Origin of the sequence: Citrobacter sp. wls716 (genome assembly GCF_005280975.1) — a bacterium.
Taxonomy (GTDB): domain Bacteria; phylum Pseudomonadota; class Gammaproteobacteria; order Enterobacterales; family Enterobacteriaceae; genus Citrobacter; species Citrobacter youngae.
This window is the reverse complement of sequence record NZ_SZWX01000021.1, coordinates 506,422-522,146: the sequence shown is the minus strand read 5'-3', so window position 1 is coordinate 522,146 and position 15,725 is coordinate 506,422. Positions and strand designations below refer to the sequence as shown.

11 protein-coding genes are annotated in these 15,725 nt (G+C 50.9%); 10 read left to right on the top strand and 1 reads right to left on the bottom strand.

All coding sequences use genetic code 11. The features are described 5' to 3' along the window. Positions 1-47 precede the first annotated feature (47 nt). The 5 genes from motA to FDX24_RS05160 all read left to right on the top strand — a co-directional run bounded on the left by motA (position 48) and on the right by FDX24_RS05160 (position 8,284). The gene (gene motA, locus FDX24_RS05180; protein ID WP_032939611.1) at positions 48-935 is read left to right on the top strand and encodes a flagellar motor stator protein MotA; all 888 of its coding nucleotides are present in this window, start codon (positions 48-50) and stop codon (positions 933-935) included. Further along, positions 932-1,861: a flagellar motor protein MotB gene (gene motB, locus FDX24_RS05175; protein ID WP_061068090.1), complete on the top strand. Its 930-nt coding sequence runs from the start codon at positions 932-934 to the stop codon at positions 1,859-1,861. The genes motA and motB overlap by 4 nt, the downstream gene beginning before the upstream one ends. Before the next feature lie 4 nt (positions 1,862-1,865). Next, on the top strand, positions 1,866-3,911 hold the full coding sequence (cheA, locus tag FDX24_RS05170) for a chemotaxis protein CheA (RefSeq protein WP_137363920.1): 2,046 nt from the start codon (positions 1,866-1,868) through the stop codon (positions 3,909-3,911). A 21-nt stretch (positions 3,912-3,932) separates the two neighbouring features. Continuing rightward, positions 3,933-4,436, top strand: coding sequence for a chemotaxis protein CheW (gene cheW, locus FDX24_RS05165; RefSeq protein WP_003839146.1), 504 nt, complete (start codon positions 3,933-3,935; stop codon positions 4,434-4,436). Between the two features lie 353 nt (positions 4,437-4,789). Beyond that, on the top strand, positions 4,790-8,284 hold the full coding sequence (locus FDX24_RS05160; RefSeq protein WP_137363919.1) for an autotransporter outer membrane beta-barrel domain-containing protein: 3,495 nt from the start codon (positions 4,790-4,792) through the stop codon (positions 8,282-8,284). 110 nt (positions 8,285-8,394) lie between these two features. On the opposite strand, the gene FDX24_RS05155 is transcribed toward FDX24_RS05160, so the two are convergent. Further along, a complete protein-coding gene (locus FDX24_RS05155) occupies positions 8,395-9,666 on the bottom strand; it encodes a dicarboxylate/amino acid:cation symporter (RefSeq protein ID WP_048211351.1) in 1,272 nt (423 codons plus the stop codon). 407 nt (positions 9,667-10,073) lie between these two features. On the opposite strand from FDX24_RS05155, the gene tar reads away from it, so the two are divergent. Genes tar through cheY form a run of 5 tightly spaced genes read left to right on the top strand, consistent with a single transcriptional unit; the run spans position 10,074 to position 15,719 of the window. Further along, complete coding sequence (tar, locus tag FDX24_RS05150) at positions 10,074-11,735, top strand: methyl-accepting chemotaxis protein II (protein ID WP_061068087.1); 1,662 nt, start codon at positions 10,074-10,076, stop codon at positions 11,733-11,735. Between the two features lie 43 nt (positions 11,736-11,778). Then, positions 11,779-13,380 carry a methyl-accepting chemotaxis protein IV gene (gene tap / locus FDX24_RS05145; RefSeq protein ID WP_137363918.1) on the top strand — a complete coding sequence of 534 codons (1,602 nt, stop codon included), beginning with the start codon at positions 11,779-11,781 and terminating at the stop codon, positions 13,378-13,380. A 19-nt stretch (positions 13,381-13,399) separates the two neighbouring features. After that, on the top strand, positions 13,400-14,266 hold the full coding sequence (gene cheR, locus FDX24_RS05140) for a protein-glutamate O-methyltransferase CheR (RefSeq protein WP_048211354.1): 867 nt from the start codon (positions 13,400-13,402) through the stop codon (positions 14,264-14,266). Further along, positions 14,263-15,312 (top strand): chemotaxis response regulator protein-glutamate methylesterase, encoded by a 1,050-nt coding sequence (locus FDX24_RS05135; protein ID WP_005127683.1) that lies wholly within the window; start codon positions 14,263-14,265, stop codon positions 15,310-15,312. Before cheR ends, FDX24_RS05135 begins: the two co-directional genes overlap by 4 nt. A 17-nt stretch (positions 15,313-15,329) precedes the next feature. Continuing rightward, the gene (gene cheY, locus FDX24_RS05130) at positions 15,330-15,719 is read left to right on the top strand and encodes a chemotaxis response regulator CheY (RefSeq protein ID WP_005127682.1); all 390 of its coding nucleotides are present in this window, start codon (positions 15,330-15,332) and stop codon (positions 15,717-15,719) included. Positions 15,720-15,725 lie beyond the last annotated feature (6 nt).

The window sequence follows — 15,725 nt, the reverse complement described above, 5'->3', positions numbered from 1 at the left end:
TGCCCGACTGCGCATCCTGTCATAGTCAATTGCGAAAGGATGATGTCGTGCTTATCTTATTAGGTTACCTGGTTGTTATTGGTACAGTTTTCGGCGGTTACATGATGACCGGCGGACACCTTGGGGCACTCTATCAACCGGCTGAGCTGGTGATCATCGGTGGCGCAGGTATCGGGGCATTCATCGTTGGCAACAACGGAAAAGCCATCAAGGGGACGATGAAAGCGATCCCGATGCTTTTCCGTCGTTCAAAATACACCAAAGCGATGTATATGGATCTGCTGGCGCTACTGTATCGCCTGATGGCCAAGTCACGTCAGCAGGGCATGTTTTCGCTTGAGCGCGATATCGAAAACCCCAAAGAGAGTGAAATCTTCGCCAGCTATCCACGCATTCTTGCGGATGCGGTGATGCTTGATTTTATTGTTGATTATCTGCGTCTGATTATCAGCGGCAACATGAACACGTTTGAAATTGAAGCGTTGATGGACGAAGAAATTGAGACTCACGAAAGTGAAGCTGAAGTCCCGGCCAATAGCCTGGCGATGGTCGGTGACTCATTACCGGCGTTCGGGATCGTGGCAGCCGTTATGGGGGTTGTTCACGCTCTGGCTTCTGCTGACCGTCCGGCGGCTGAACTGGGTTCATTGATTGCGCATGCGATGGTAGGGACATTCCTCGGTATTTTACTGGCCTATGGATTTATTTCCCCACTCGCCAGCGTCTTGCGACAGAAGAGTGCTGAAACCACCAAGATGATGCAGTGTGTGAAGATAACTCTGCTCTCCAATCTGAATGGCTACGCGCCACCGATTGCGGTCGAGTTTGGTCGTAAGACGCTCTATTCCAGCGAACGTCCTTCGTTTATCGAACTGGAAGAGCATGTTCGTGCGGTGAGGAATCCAGCAGCGCAGCAGACGACCGAGGACGCATGAAAAATCAGGCCCATCCCATTATCGTCGTAAAGCGACGCAAACATAAAAATCACGGTGGTGGGGCGCATGGTTCGTGGAAAATTGCCTACGCCGATTTTATGACCGCGATGATGGCCTTCTTTCTGGTGATGTGGCTTATTTCCATCTCCAGCCCTAAAGAACTGATTCAAATTGCCGAATATTTCCGTACTCCGCTGGCCACTGCGGTGACGGGCGGAAATCGGATCTCGAATAGCCAAAGTCCAATTCCTGGTGGGGGTGATGATTACACCCAGCAGCAGGGGGAAGTGAATAAGCAGCCCAACATTGATGATCTGAGAAAGCGCATGGAGCAAAGTCGCTTGAGCAAGCTACGTGGCGATCTTGATCAACTGATTGAATCCGATCCTAAGCTGCGTGCACTACGCCCACATCTGAAAATTGATTTGGTCCAGGAAGGGCTGCGGATACAGATTATCGACAGTCAGAACCGCCCGATGTTTAAAACCGGAAGCGCAGAGGTTGAACCTTACATGCGTGATATTTTGCGGGCGATTGCGCCGGTGCTGAATGGGATCCCAAACCGTATCAGTCTTTCTGGTCATACGGATGATTATCCCTATGCCAACGGTGAGAAGGGATATAGCAACTGGGAACTGTCTGCCGATCGCGCCAATGCATCGCGTCGCGAGTTGGTCAGCGGCGGACTGGATGATGGAAAAGTATTACGGGTGGTAGGTATGGCCGCCACGATGCGTCTGAGCGATCGCGGTCCCGAGGACGCCATCAACCGCCGTATAAGCCTGCTGGTTCTGAATAAGCAGGCCGAAGAGGCCATTTTGCATGAAAACGCTGAAAGCCAGAATGAGCCGGTAAGTGTCTTACAACAGCCAGTGGCGATGCCGCCGGCAAGCGTTCCCACATCGCCACCAGCCAATCCGAGGTGATAGCGTGAGCATGGATATTAGCGATTTTTATCAGACATTTTTTGATGAAGCTGACGAACTGTTGGCTGACATGGAGCAACACCTGCTGGATTTGGTGCCTGAAGCCCCGGACTCCGAACAGCTGAATGCCATTTTTCGTGCAGCGCACTCGATTAAAGGCGGGGCGGGCACTTTCGGCTTTACCATTTTGCAGGAAACGACCCATCTGATGGAAAACCTGCTGGATGAAGCGCGGCGTGGCGAGATGCAGCTCAATGCCGACATTATCAACCTGTTTTTGGAAACGAAAGATATTATGCAGGAACAGCTCGACGCCTATAAAAACTCAGAGGAGCCGGATGCCGCCAGCTTTGAGTACATTTGTAATGCGTTACGACAGTTAGCGCTCGAAGCAAAAGGTGAAACCGCGCCCGCGGTGGTCAATAGCGCCAAACTGAGCGTTGTTGATAGCACGGCGATACCAGACGAGGTGGTTGCACAAGCCGCCCCTGTCACTGAAGAGATCAAAAAGCGGATCATTCTCTCGCGCCTGAAAGCCAGTGAAGTCGATTTACTGGAAGAGGAACTGGGGAATCTGGCGACCTTAAGCGATGTGGTCAAAGGTGCCGATACGCTGTCGGCAACGATCGACGGTAGCCTCGCTGAAGATGACATTATTGCTGTGCTCTGCTTCGTCATTGAAGCGGATCAGATTGAGTTCGAAACTATCACTGTCGCGCCGACTGTTGCAGAAACGCCAGCTGTCGCGGATGTCGTCGAACCACAGCCGCTACCGATTGCTGCGCCTGCGCCGGTGGCCAAAGCGACCGCCAACGAAGCGCCGCATGGACGAGCAGAGCGTGAGAAACCAGCCCGCGCCAGCGAGTCGAGCAGCATCCGCGTGGCGGTTGAGAAGGTCGATCAGCTGATTAACCTGGTGGGTGAACTGGTCATCACACAGTCAATGCTGGCTCAGCGCTCTAATGAACTGGATCCCGTCAATCATGGCGATCTCATCACCAGCATGGGTCAGTTACAACGTAACGCCCGCGACTTACAAGAGTCGGTGATGTCGATTCGTATGATGCCAATGGAGTATGTGTTCAGCCGTTTCCCACGTCTGGTGCGCGATCTGGCCGGTAAGCTGGGTAAACAGGTCGAACTGACGCAGGTGGGGAGCTCAACCGAACTCGATAAGAGCCTGATTGAACGCATCATTGATCCATTGACGCACCTGGTACGTAACAGCCTCGATCACGGTATTGAATTGCCGGAAAAACGCATCGAATCCGGGAAAAGCCCGATTGGTAATCTGACACTTTCTGCCGAACACCAGGGCGGGAATATTTGTATCGAAGTGACCGATGATGGCGCGGGTCTGAACCGCGAACGTATCCTGGCGAAGGCTATTTCCCAGGGGATGCCGATCCACGAAAATATGAGCGATGACGAAGTCGGCATGCTGATCTTCGCCCCGGGATTCTCGACCGCCGAGCAGGTGACGGATGTTTCCGGGCGCGGTGTCGGTATGGATGTGGTGAAGCGAAATATCCAGGAGATGGGCGGTCATGTTGAGATCCAGTCAAAACAGGGTCAGGGCACAACCATCCGTATCTTACTGCCGCTGACGCTCGCTATCCTTGATGGCATGTCCGTTCGTGTAGCCGATGAAGTGTTTATCCTGCCGCTGAATGCGGTGATGGAATCTCTGCAACCTCGTGAAGAAGATCTCCATCCGCTGGCCGGCGGAGAGCGCGTTCTGGAAGTGCGTGGTGAGTATTTACCGCTGGTTGAGTTGTGGAAAGTCTTTGAAGTTGAAGGTGCAAAAACCGAAGCAACTCAGGGTATTGTAGTGATTTTACAAAGTGCAGGGCGTCGCTACGCGTTGCTGGTCGATCAGCTAATTGGTCAACACCAGGTGGTGGTAAAAAACCTGGAGAGCAACTACCGCAAAGTGCCAGGCATTTCCGCAGCAACGATCCTCGGCGACGGTAGCGTCGCGCTGATTGTCGATGTCTCTGCATTGCAGGGGTTAAACCGCGAACAACGTGTGGCAATCACAGCCGCCTGATTGAGTAAGAAAGGGAAGAATATGACCGGTATGAGTAATGTAACTAAACTGGCCGGCGAACCGTCAGGTCAGGAATTCCTCGTGTTTACGCTGGGGGATGAAGAGTACGGTATCGATATCCTGAAAGTGCAGGAAATCCGCGGCTACGATCAGGTTACGCGTATTGCCAATACGCCAGCCTTTATTAAAGGTGTGACTAACCTGCGCGGCGTGATTGTGCCGATTGTTGATCTGCGTGTGAAATTCAGCCAGAGCGATGTGGATTACAACGAGAACACCGTGGTGATTGTGCTGAATCTGGGACAACGGGTGGTTGGGATTGTCGTGGATGGCGTATCCGATGTGCTGTCGCTGACGACCGATCAAATCCGACCGGCACCGGAATTCGCGGTTACGCTGTCAACGGAATATCTGACGGGACTGGGCGCGTTGGGAGACCGGATGCTGATTCTGGTTAACATTGAGAAATTGCTGAACAGCGAAGAGATGGCGCTATTGGATATCGCGGCTTCGCATATGGCATAAAAGTAGTCAATATTATCATTCTTTGTAATATTTAGCTGGCAGTTATTAAACGCCCTCCACAATATGGAGGGCGTTTTGCTTTTAATTTTATGTGTAGGGAAGCCAGGTAATAATGGTTGTTTTATTTTGATTTTGAATGTTTATATTTATCTTATTCACTTGGTTTATTTTTATTTTTTTCTTTAATTAAAACTGGCGAATCTTTATAGTATCTGTCGTTTGTGGGTACATATAATACAATCTACAAGTGCAATATATAAATAATTTATCTTTTGGAATAATTTATATTGCTAATGAATATGTAATGAAGTTGTGCCTCCTGATTTTTTCTATTGGCGTAGAGGGAACTAAATGTGAATGCTATATATAATATAGTCTGGAGTACGGCGCGTAATATGTTTGTGGTCGCTGGTGAGTTTTCCCGCGGTAATAATGGAATGCGTAATAGCATCAGGGTAACAGGTCTGGCAACATTAATATGCAGTGCTGCTGTCAATGCTACCGGGTTAGGCCCACAAAACGGTGCATCAATTATTTTGAATGATAATGAAGTCGTTACGGCGAGTGGACAAACAAATACCACGGGTGTTGAGAGCATCACTACCGGCGGTGATGGCTTACAGATTAAAGGAAAAGCAACTATCAACGTATCGGGTGAAACTTTGTCTACCGGGGTTTCACTGGATAATGGCACCAAAAATGATTTAGGCACGAATACCGAAATCCATGTCGTCGATACGGATGGCACACAAAATTCAAGTAAAAATACCACCGGAATTTTGATTTCAGGTAATAACCCGGGTACAGAAGTAACAGCATCCGGTATTAATATTGATGTTTCGGGTAAAAATAATGTTTATGGATTTAAAAATATAGGCAAAGACAGTAACGCCGATCTTGGTAGTGGAAGTTCTATTACAGCCATAACTGAAACTGATTATAGTATTGGTGGGATAGGTGATGCCCGCGGTGTCTATTTATTAGGCGGTAGTGGTACTTTCACCATGGATAATGGTTTTATCCATGCTACAAGTATAGATAACACTGCGTGGGGGATTCAAAGTACGGGTAATGCTAAAATTGATTTAGGTAAAAATAGCCAGGTGGTTGTAGAGGGCAATAATATTGCAACCGGTATTGAGATAGGTACTGATGGCGTATTAGATGCCGATCAACTCACTGTCACTGCAACAGGACTGGCAACAGATTATGGTTCTGTGACAGGTTTAAAGCTGGGTAAAAATAATCATGTTGATTTGGGAGATAACAGCAGAGTAACCATCAATGGTGCCTCCGATCTTGCTGAAGGCATCTACGTTATGGGGCCCGATGCTACGTTAATCGCCAATAATATGGATATTAATATCAGTACGACTCTGGATTGCCGTACAGGGGGGTGTACCACGCGTGGCATCGCTATTAATGGGGCCGGATCACGCATTGATTTGGGCAGCGGATCGACCATCTCAATCACCGGGTTCTATGATGGGGCTGGAGTAACGATAAACCCCGCGGCAAAAGGTTCTGAATTTATTGCTGATAATCTGACGATTGATGTGACTGGGACGCAGGTAAGTGCAATATCAATGAGCACAGGTTTTATGGATTTAGGCCAAAACAGCATCATAAGCGCAGCCGGAGGGGCGACGACCCTCTGGGTGACGGGGGGCGAATTCCACGCGGACGCGCTTACCGTCAATACCGCTCAGTCTGTGGGCATCATTGCGCAGGGGGGCGATGTGATGATTGGCGCAGGCAGCGTTGTTGACGGCAGAAGTTCTGCCATGTCGGGCTCTGCGACCAGCGGTATCGCTGCGACCTCCGGGAGTACTCTTGATTTTAAAGGGGATGCCGACAATCGAAATGTTATTTACGCGATCGATGGTTACGGCGTGTCATCCCAGTTCTACGGCGCAACGGTTAATATCGCGAATACCGATATTCTCATGAGCGGGCAAAATAACCCTTACGGGCTTTGGGCGATAGGAAGTAATAATTTAAACCGTCCGGGAATAATTAATGGTGAAAACCTGACCATTGATGTGACAGCGAGTGGGGCAAATGGTTATGGCGCGGTGGTTCAGCAGGGCGGGGCAATATCGCTGACCGGTGACACTACCATTAAAACCCAGGATGGTGTCGCTATTCTTGTTCCTGTTGTTACCGACAGTGCGGGAAATCTCTTACCCGGCGGGACCGTGACCGGTTCAGGTGTAATGGATATTACGGGCGATATCATTAGCGCGGGTGAAGGCAGTATTTCACTGGATATGGCGTCTGGTTCGCGGTTGGTGGGGGCGACGTTTGTTAACACCGATCCGACGGTAGACTCCTCGCTGAATCTCTCACTGGCTGAACAGACGCAATGGACAATTACCGGTGATTCTTCTTTAACTCAATTAAATAATGCCGGAGATATTGTATTTGATACTCCTTCACAGAACGGACAATTTAAAACGCTGACGATTAATGGGAATTATCATGGCGATAACAGTCATCTTTATCTGAACACGCAGTTAGGGGATGACAATTCACCGACGGATAAAGTGATTATCACTGGTGATACATCCGGTAGCACGACGCTCTATGTCAATAACATCGGGGGGGAAGGGGCGTTAACAACAAAAGGTATTGAAGTGATTGATGTCGGCGGTCAGTCTGATGGCGTTTTTACTCAGGGTAATCAGGTGCAGACAGGTTTGTATGAATACCGATTGTATGAAGACGGCGGTGACTGGTATTTGCGTTCGCAGGCTGTCCCGCCGGTAGATCCGGATGATGGCGACGATGTTACACCGGTAGACCCGGATGATGGCGACGATGTTACGCCGGTATACCCGGACGATGGCGGTGATGTTACGCCGGTATACCCGGACGATGGTGGTGATAGTAAACCGGTAGATCCGCAATATCGGGCTGATATTGGCGCTTATCTGGGCAACCAGTGGATGGCGCGTAATCTGCAAATGCAGACCCTTTACGACCGCGAAGGGAGTCAATTACGTACCGATGATGGCAGTATGTGGATGCGCTTTAAAGCAGGTGATGCGTCGTCAACAGCGGCAGACGGTCATGTGGATATTGACAACACTTACTCGCAACTGCAAATCGGTGGTGATGTGCTTAGCTGGGATAATGGCGAGCAGAGCCTGAAGGCGGGACTGATGGTGAGTTACATTAACGCCGACACGGACAGTACAGGCAACCGTGGTGCTGATGGGAGCCGGTTCTCTGCCAGTGGTAACGTAGCCGGTTATAATCTCGGCGCTTATGCCACCTGGTTTGCGGATGCGAAGAATCACAGCGGGCTGTATGTGGATAGCTGGTACCAGTACGGCCTCTACAATAACAGCGTCGATAACGGCGATGTCGGGTCAACAGATTATGATTCGGCGGCCAGCGCGGCCTCCTTGGAAACGGGCTATCGGTACGACATCGGACTTGAAAACCTGAATACTGTCAGCCTGACGCCACAGGCTCAGGTGACATGGCAGCAATATAAAGCGGACGCGGTTGTGCAGAATGGAACGCGTATTGACGGACAAAACGGTGACAGCTGGACCACGCGCCTCGGACTGCGGGTAGATGGCAAGCTGCACAAGAATACGACGTCGGTTATCCAGCCGTTTGCGGAGGTAAACTGGTTACACACCAGCGATGATGTTGGCGTAGCATTTGATGGTGCTGAGGTGAAGCAGGATCTTCCGGCAGATCGCGCCGAGATGAAAGTGGGTATCCAGGCGAATCTGAATAGCCAGTGGAGTATCACTGGACAAGTGGCGGGTCAAAAAGGACGTAATGACTATGGCGATCTCAGCGGTAGTTTGCTCGTACGTTACAGCTGGTAATTGATGTAAATTATCATCCAGGTGTTGTTGAAATACCCCAGCCTGTGGCTGGGGTAATCTTTGTTGATTTGCTGCTCTTGTTTACTTAGCTCGCTCTTGTCTTAAAAAAGTTAAGCCTTAATCTCTTCTGTGATGTTTTCTGAAGACTCGCTTTCTTCCAGTAAACCTTCATCCTGTGCCAGCATCGCCGTTGCAATCCCGTTACCTAATACGTTGATTGCTGAACGTCCCATATCCAGGAAGTGGTCAATACCCATCAGTAGCAGAATTCCGGCAACCGGAATATTAAAGCTTGGGATGGTTGCCGCCAGCACCACCAGCGCTGAACGCGGCACACCGGCTATCCCTTTTGACGCCAGCATCAATGTCAGCATCAGCACGGTAATTTCCGCGAAGGAAAGGTGGATGTTATAAGCCTGTGCGATAAACATGGAGGCGAACGAGCAGTAGACCATGGAACCCACCAGGTTAAACGAATAACCGATAGGCAGTACAAATGACACGATATTGGGCGAGCAACCAAATTTGGTTAATTGCTCCAGCGTTTTCGGATAAGCGGCTTCGGAGCTGCTGGTGGTGAAGGCAACCAGAACCGGGTCTTTGAGCATACTGACCAGGCGGAATACCTCTTTTTTCAGCATCATATAACCCACGGCCAGCAGGACCAGACAGGTCAGCAAAATCGCCACATAATAACCACCAATGAACGATGCGTAGTTGAGCAGGATCCCCAGGCCCTGGGTGGAGATAACGGAAGAGATAGCGGCAAAAATAGCCAGCGGCGCAACATACATCACGTAGCCGGTCACCTTCAGCATAATGTGGGAGACCACATCCAGCGCAGCAACCAGCGGTGCGTTAAATTTTTCGCCGAGCGAAGCACCACCGATTCCGAAGAACATCGAGAATACGACGATTTGCAGGATCTCATTATTCGCCATCGCTTCGGCGATGCTGGTGGGAATGGTATGCGTCAGAAAACCTTTCAGGCTCATACCACCAACGGCCAGGCCGGTATCAGTGGCTTCCAGCGGGATCGCCAGGTTCAGACCGCTGCCGGGTTGTTCGAGGGAGACCACAAACAGGCCGACCAGAATAGACAGAATAGAAGAGCTGATAAACCAGATCATCGCTTTGCCGCCCACGCGCCCGATGGTTGAGGTTTCGCCCAGGCGCATAATACCCACGGTCAGGGTACTGAATACTAAAGGTGCAATTACCATCTTAATCAGGCGCAAAAAGATGTCGGTGAGCAGCGTAATATTATCGGCCCAGGCGGTAACGACGCCGGGGGAGGCATAAGAGTGGATCACCGCACCCGACAGGATCCCCGCCAGCATGAAGATCACAATAAACAACGTGAGTTTGTTTGCATTTGCCACTAAAAAGCCCTCAGTAAGGATTTAACATTTATTGTTCTGTTACTCATTTTTTATACTTATTAAGTGGTAACGAAATATTCATCATATAAATTGGATTAAAGCGTAAGCAGATACAACTTTTTTTAATTTTTTATCCATTTTGTTGTGGTATTTGGCGAGTGATTATGTGATCGGAGTCACACGAAAAAGGGGCGGAGAATACAAATAGCGGCAAAATCAGGCGAGTTGAAAATGTTATTTGCATGATAATTATGATGTTTTTATGTAAATGGGTTGTGGTTTCTGTGCCTCCGGCTTTCCCTCCACCCACCGGGCCTTGCTTTCCTGATGGATTTCCTTTTTGCAAACGTAAAGTTATCTCAGTGAATGCCGATAATGTTGATAACTCGTTTTCAGGAAGGTGCCTTATGTTTAACCGTATCCGCGTTGTCACAATGCTGATGATGGTGCTGGGGGTTTTCGCACTGCTACAGCTTGTTTCCGGTGGTCTGTTGTTTTCTTCATTGCAGCAGAATCAGCAAAGTTTTGTTATTTCTAACGATCTTCGACAGCAGCAAAGCGAACTCACCTCAACATGGGATCTGATGCTGCAAACACGCATCAATTTGAGTCGTTCCTCTGCGCGCATGATGATGGATGCGTCCAACCAGCAAAGCAGCGCGAAAAACGATCTGCTGAAGAATGCGAAAGCGTCATTGGCGCAAGCCGAAGCGCATTACGCTAATTTCAAAAAAATCACGCCGTTGCCTGATATGACGGATGCCAGTGGTAACGTCGATGAAAAATATCAGCAGTACCATGCGGCCCTGGTGGAGCTCATCCAGTTCCTTGAAAACGGCAACATGGATGCCTATTTCGCACAGCCAACTCAGGGCATGCAAAATGCCCTCGGCGCAGCGTTAGGTAAATATGCAGATGTTAGCGAGAAACTCTACCGCCAGGCCTTTGATCAAAGTGCAAGCGATTACCATTTTGCCCAATGGCAACTCGGCATTCTGGCTGTAGTTCTGGTACTGATTCTGGTGGTGGTGTGGTATGGCATTCGTCATGCCTTGCTAAACCCTTTGTCTCGCGTCATTGCGCATATCCGTGAAATTGCCAGCGGTAACTTAACCGCAACTCTGGCTGTCAGCGGTCGTAATGAAATTGGCGAGCTGGCCAGCACGGTCGATCATATGCAGCGTTCGCTAACCGAAACGGTAACCCTGGTGCGCGAAGGTTCGGATGCGATTTATTCCGGTACCAGTGAAATTGCCAGCGGTAACACCGATCTTTCATCCCGTACTGAACAACAGGCTTCCGCGCTGGAAGAAACAGCAGCCAGCATGGAACAGTTGACGGCTACCGTGAAGCAAAATGCGGACAATGCGCGTCAGGCCTCGCAACTGGCGAAAAGCGCCTCCGATACCGCGCAACATGGCGGCAAAGTGGTTGATAGCGTGGTGAATACCATGCACGAAATCGCCGATAGTTCGAAGAAAATTGCCGACATTATTAGCGTTATTGATGGCATTGCATTCCAGACAAACATTCTTGCGCTGAATGCGGCGGTAGAAGCTGCGCGTGCCGGTGAACAAGGCCGTGGTTTTGCCGTCGTTGCCGGTGAAGTGCGTAACCTGGCGAGCCGCAGTGCGCAGGCAGCAAAAGAGATTAAAGCGCTAATTGAGGATTCTGTATCGCGGGTTGATACCGGTTCTGTATTGGTAGAAAGCGCCGGGGAAACCATGCATGACATCGTTAATGCGGTCACGCGTGTGACTGACATCATGGGGGAAATCGCCTCGGCATCCGATGAACAAAGTCGAGGGATAGATCAGGTTGCGCTCGCCGTGTCTGAAATGGACCGGGTTACGCAACAGAACGCCTCGCTGGTGCAGGAGTCGGCCGCTGCCGCTGCCGCACTTGAGGAGCAGGCCAGTCGCCTGACCCAGTCGGTGTCGACATTCCGCCTCGCGTCACGTCCTTCATCATCAAAGACACGAGATACACGACTACCTGCGACAGCGACTCCGGCGTCACAACCGCGCCAGCTAGCCACCGAACAAGATACGCATTGGGAAACATTTTGACTGACAGCTAAACCGCGGCCTGCGCCGCCTGATGGGAGCGTTGATGTTTAATCGTATTCGAATTTCGACCACGCTGTTTTTGATTTTAATCCTCTGCGGTGTTTTGCAGATTGGCAGTAATGGCTTGTCCTTCTGGGCATTTCGGGATGGTTTTCAGAACTTGAATCAGGTCGAACAGAGTAATCAGCAACGCGCTGCGCTGGCGCAAACCCGCGCTGTGTTATTACAGGCCAGTACTGCGCTTAATAAAGCAGGCACGTTGACGGCTCTGAGCTATCCGCCAGAGGATATCAAAGCGCTGATGACGATTGCACAGGACAGCCTGGCCCAGTCCGAATCGATATTTAAACGCTTTATGGCGACGACAGAGACGGCAGAAGAGGGGAAGGCGCTGCAAAGCGCAACCGAGAAAAGTTTCAGTCAATGGCATAGCGATCTGGTTCACCAGGCAACCTGGCTGGAAAATAATCAGCTGTCAGATTTTTTGACCGCCCCGGTGCAGGCTTCACAGGATGCCTTTGATGCAAACTTTACGGCGTGGCAAAACAACATCAACCAGGTATTGCAAAAAGCAGAGGATCACAGCCAGCGTAGTTACCATATGTCCGGGGTGATTTTCGCCACCGTGCTGGTACTGGCGGCGCTATTAACGACTGCAGCGCTGTACTGGTCGCGCAAAATGATTGTACAGCCGCTGGCTATCATCGGTAGCCATTTCGACAGTATTGCGGCGGGTAATTTGGCGCGACCGATAGCGGTTTATGGGCGTAATGAGATTTCAGCCATTTTTGCCAGCCTGAAAGCGATGCAACAGGCACTGCGTGAGACGGTCAGTGAGGTACGCCAGGGGAGCTCGGCAATGCATACCGGGATCTCGGAAATCGCGATGGGTAATAACGACCTGTCCTCGCGAACTGAACAGCAGGCGGCATCGCTGGCGCAAACGGCAGCCAGTATGGAACAGCTTACCGCTACCGTGGGGCAAAATGCGGATAACGCGCGACAAGCCTCAGGCATTGCCAAAAGTGCGGCCGACACGGCGCATAAAGGAGGGGAACAGACGGCTAAGGTTGCCAGCACTATGCATGAGATTTCTGCCAGCTCGCAGAAGATAGGTGACATCACCAGTGTGATTGACAGCATCGCCTTCCAGACCAACATCCTGGCGTTAAACGCTGCGGTAGAAGCTGCCCGTGCCGGTGAGCAGGGGCGCGGTTTCGCCGTGGTCGCCGGAGAGGTCCGTAATCTGGCAAGCCGTAGCGCACAGGCAGCGAAAGAAATTAAAGGACTGATCGAAGAGTCCGTCACCCGCGTTCACCAGGGATCGCAACTGGTGGATATGGCGGCGCGCACGATGATAGAGATTGTTAGCTCGGTTACCCGGGTTAACGACATCATGGGGGAGATTGCCTCGGCCTCCGATGAACAACGCAGAGGCATTGAGCAGGTGGCGCAAGCCGTCAGCCAGATGGATTCTGTCACACAGCAGAACGCCGGGCTGGTGGAAGAAGCGGCAGCCGCCACTGAGCAGTTAGCTACCCAGGCAGATAATCTTTCCGCCTGTGTCGCGTTTTTTAAAATTGAAGAACAAACCGTAACACAACAAGAATTGGCACAGCCGCAGGTTGTGCCCGTTGTATCCTGAATGTGATTGAGAAGGCGCTATGACATCATCTCTGCCCTCCGGGCAAACGTCATTATTGTTACAGATGACACAGCGCCTCGCGCTGTCTGACGCGCATTTTCGTCGGATATGTCAATTAATCTACCAGCGCGCGGGGATCGTGCTGGCCGACCACAAGCGGGACATGGTCTATAACCGCCTGGTTCGCCGGTTGCGTACCCTGGGACTGGATGATTTTGGTCGCTATCTCAGTATGCTGGAAGCCAACCAGAACAGTGCTGAGTGGCAGGCTTTTATTAACTCCCTGACCACCAATCTGACCGCTTTTTTTCGCGAAGGGCATCACTTTCCTGTGCTGTCTGACCACGCCCGTCGACACAGCGGTGAATATCGCGTCTGGAGCGCGGCAGCGTCTACCGGAGAAGAACCTTACAGTATTGCGATTACGCTGGCCGATACCCTGGGTATGGCGCCGGGTCGCTGGCGTGTTTTTGCGAGCGACATTGATACTGAGGTGTTGGAAAAGGCAAGAAGCGGTATTTACCGTCTTGACGAGCTAAAGACGTTGTCGCCACAACAGCTGCAACGTTATTTCATGCGTGGTACCGGGCCTCATGAAGGGCTGGTGCGCGTACGGCAGGAACTGGCAAGCCATGTTGAGTTTTCCAGCGTGAATTTACTGGACAAAAAATACAACGTGCCAGGCCCGTTCGACGCCATATTCTGTCGTAACGTCATGATCTATTTTGACAAAACGACTCAGCAGGACATTTTGCACCGTTTTGTTCCACTCCTTAAACCTGACGGACTGCTGTTTGCAGGTCATTCAGAAAACTTTAGCAACCTCGTGCGCGAGTTTAGCCTGCGCGGGCAGACGGTGTATGCGCTAGGTAAGGATAAAGCATGAGTAAAATCAGGGTATTGTCGGTTGATGATTCTGCATTGATGCGTCAAATCATGACCGAGATTATTAACAGCCACAGCGATATGGAGATGGTTGCGACGGCACCTGATCCTTTGGTTGCGCGGGATCTCATCAAAAAATTTAATCCCGACGTTCTGACGCTGGATGTTGAAATGCCGCGCATGGACGGCCTCGATTTTCTTGAAAAGTTGATGCGTCTGCGTCCGATGCCCGTGGTGATGGTCTCTTCACTGACTGGCAAAGGGTCTGAGGTCACGCTGCGGGCCCTGGAGTTGGGGGCAATTGACTTTGTCACCAAACCTCAGTTGGGGATCCGCGAAGGAATGCTGGCGTATAGCGAGATGATTGCGGAGAAAATCCGCACTGCATCGCGCGCAAAACTGGCCGCCCACAAACCCACGGCAGCGCCAGCGACCTTGAAAGCAGGACCGTTACTCAGTTCGGAAAAACTGCTGGTTATCGGCGCATCAACCGGAGGAACAGAGGCAATTCGTCATGTACTCCAGCCATTGCCGCTTTCAAGTCCCGGTATTCTTATTACCCAGCATATGCCGCCAGGATTTACCCGTTCGTTCGCCGAACGTCTGAACAAACTGTGTCAGATAACCGTGAAAGAGGCTGAAGACGGAGAACGTGTGCTTCCTGGGCATGCGTATATCGCGCCTGGCGACAAGCATATGGAACTGGCGCGTAGCGGGGCGAACTACCAGATCAAAATTCATGATGGCCCGCCGGTTAACCGGCATCGGCCTTCAGTGGATGTGCTGTTCCATTCGGTGGCGAAACATGCGGGGCGCAATGCCGTCGGGGTGATCCTGACAGGTATGGGCAACGATGGGGCCGCCGGAATGTTAGCGATGAACCAGGCTGGCGCCTGGACCATCGCGCAAAACGAAGCAAGTTGTGTGGTGTTCGGCATGCCGCGCGAGGCCATCAATATGGGTGGCGTAAGCGAAGTGGTCGATCTTAGCCAGGTAAGCCAGCAAATGCTGGCGAAAATCAGTGCCGGACAGGCAATACGTATTTGAATCAGGAGTTTATTTTTATGGCGGATAAAGAGCTTAGGTTTTTGGTTGTGGATGACTTTTCCACCATGCGTCGCATTGTGCGTAACCTACTGAAAGAACTGGGTTTTAACAACGTTGAAGAAGCTGAAGATGGCGTAGACGCGTTGAACAAACTGCAGGCAGGGGGATTCGGATTTGTGATTTCCGACTGGAACATGCCTAACATGGACGGTCTTGAACTGCTGAAAACCATTCGTGCTGACGGCAGTATGTCTGCCCTGCCGGTGCTGATGGTGACGGCAGAAGCGAAGAAAGAAAACATTATTGCGGCAGCACAAGCGGGTGCCAGTGGTTATGTTGTAAAACCGTTCACCGCGGCGACGCTGGAAGAAAAACTCAATAAGATCTTTGAGAAACTGGGCATGTGAGGATGT

Excerpts from the sequence above, each read along its gene's own strand:
- cheR (WP_048211354.1), top strand. The coding sequence starts at position 13,400 with ATGACATCATCTCTGCCCTCCGGGCAAACGTCATTATTGTTACAGATG.
- cheY (WP_005127682.1), top strand. The coding sequence starts at position 15,330 with ATGGCGGATAAAGAGCTTAGGTTTTTGGTTGTGGATGACTTTTCCACC.
- tar (WP_061068087.1), top strand. The coding sequence starts at position 10,074 with ATGTTTAACCGTATCCGCGTTGTCACAATGCTGATGATGGTGCTGGGG.
- motB (WP_061068090.1), top strand. The coding sequence starts at position 932 with ATGAAAAATCAGGCCCATCCCATTATCGTCGTAAAGCGACGCAAACAT.
- cheW (WP_003839146.1), top strand. The coding sequence starts at position 3,933 with ATGACCGGTATGAGTAATGTAACTAAACTGGCCGGCGAACCGTCAGGT.
- FDX24_RS05135 (WP_005127683.1), top strand. The coding sequence starts at position 14,263 with ATGAGTAAAATCAGGGTATTGTCGGTTGATGATTCTGCATTGATGCGT.
- tap (WP_137363918.1), top strand. The coding sequence starts at position 11,779 with ATGTTTAATCGTATTCGAATTTCGACCACGCTGTTTTTGATTTTAATC.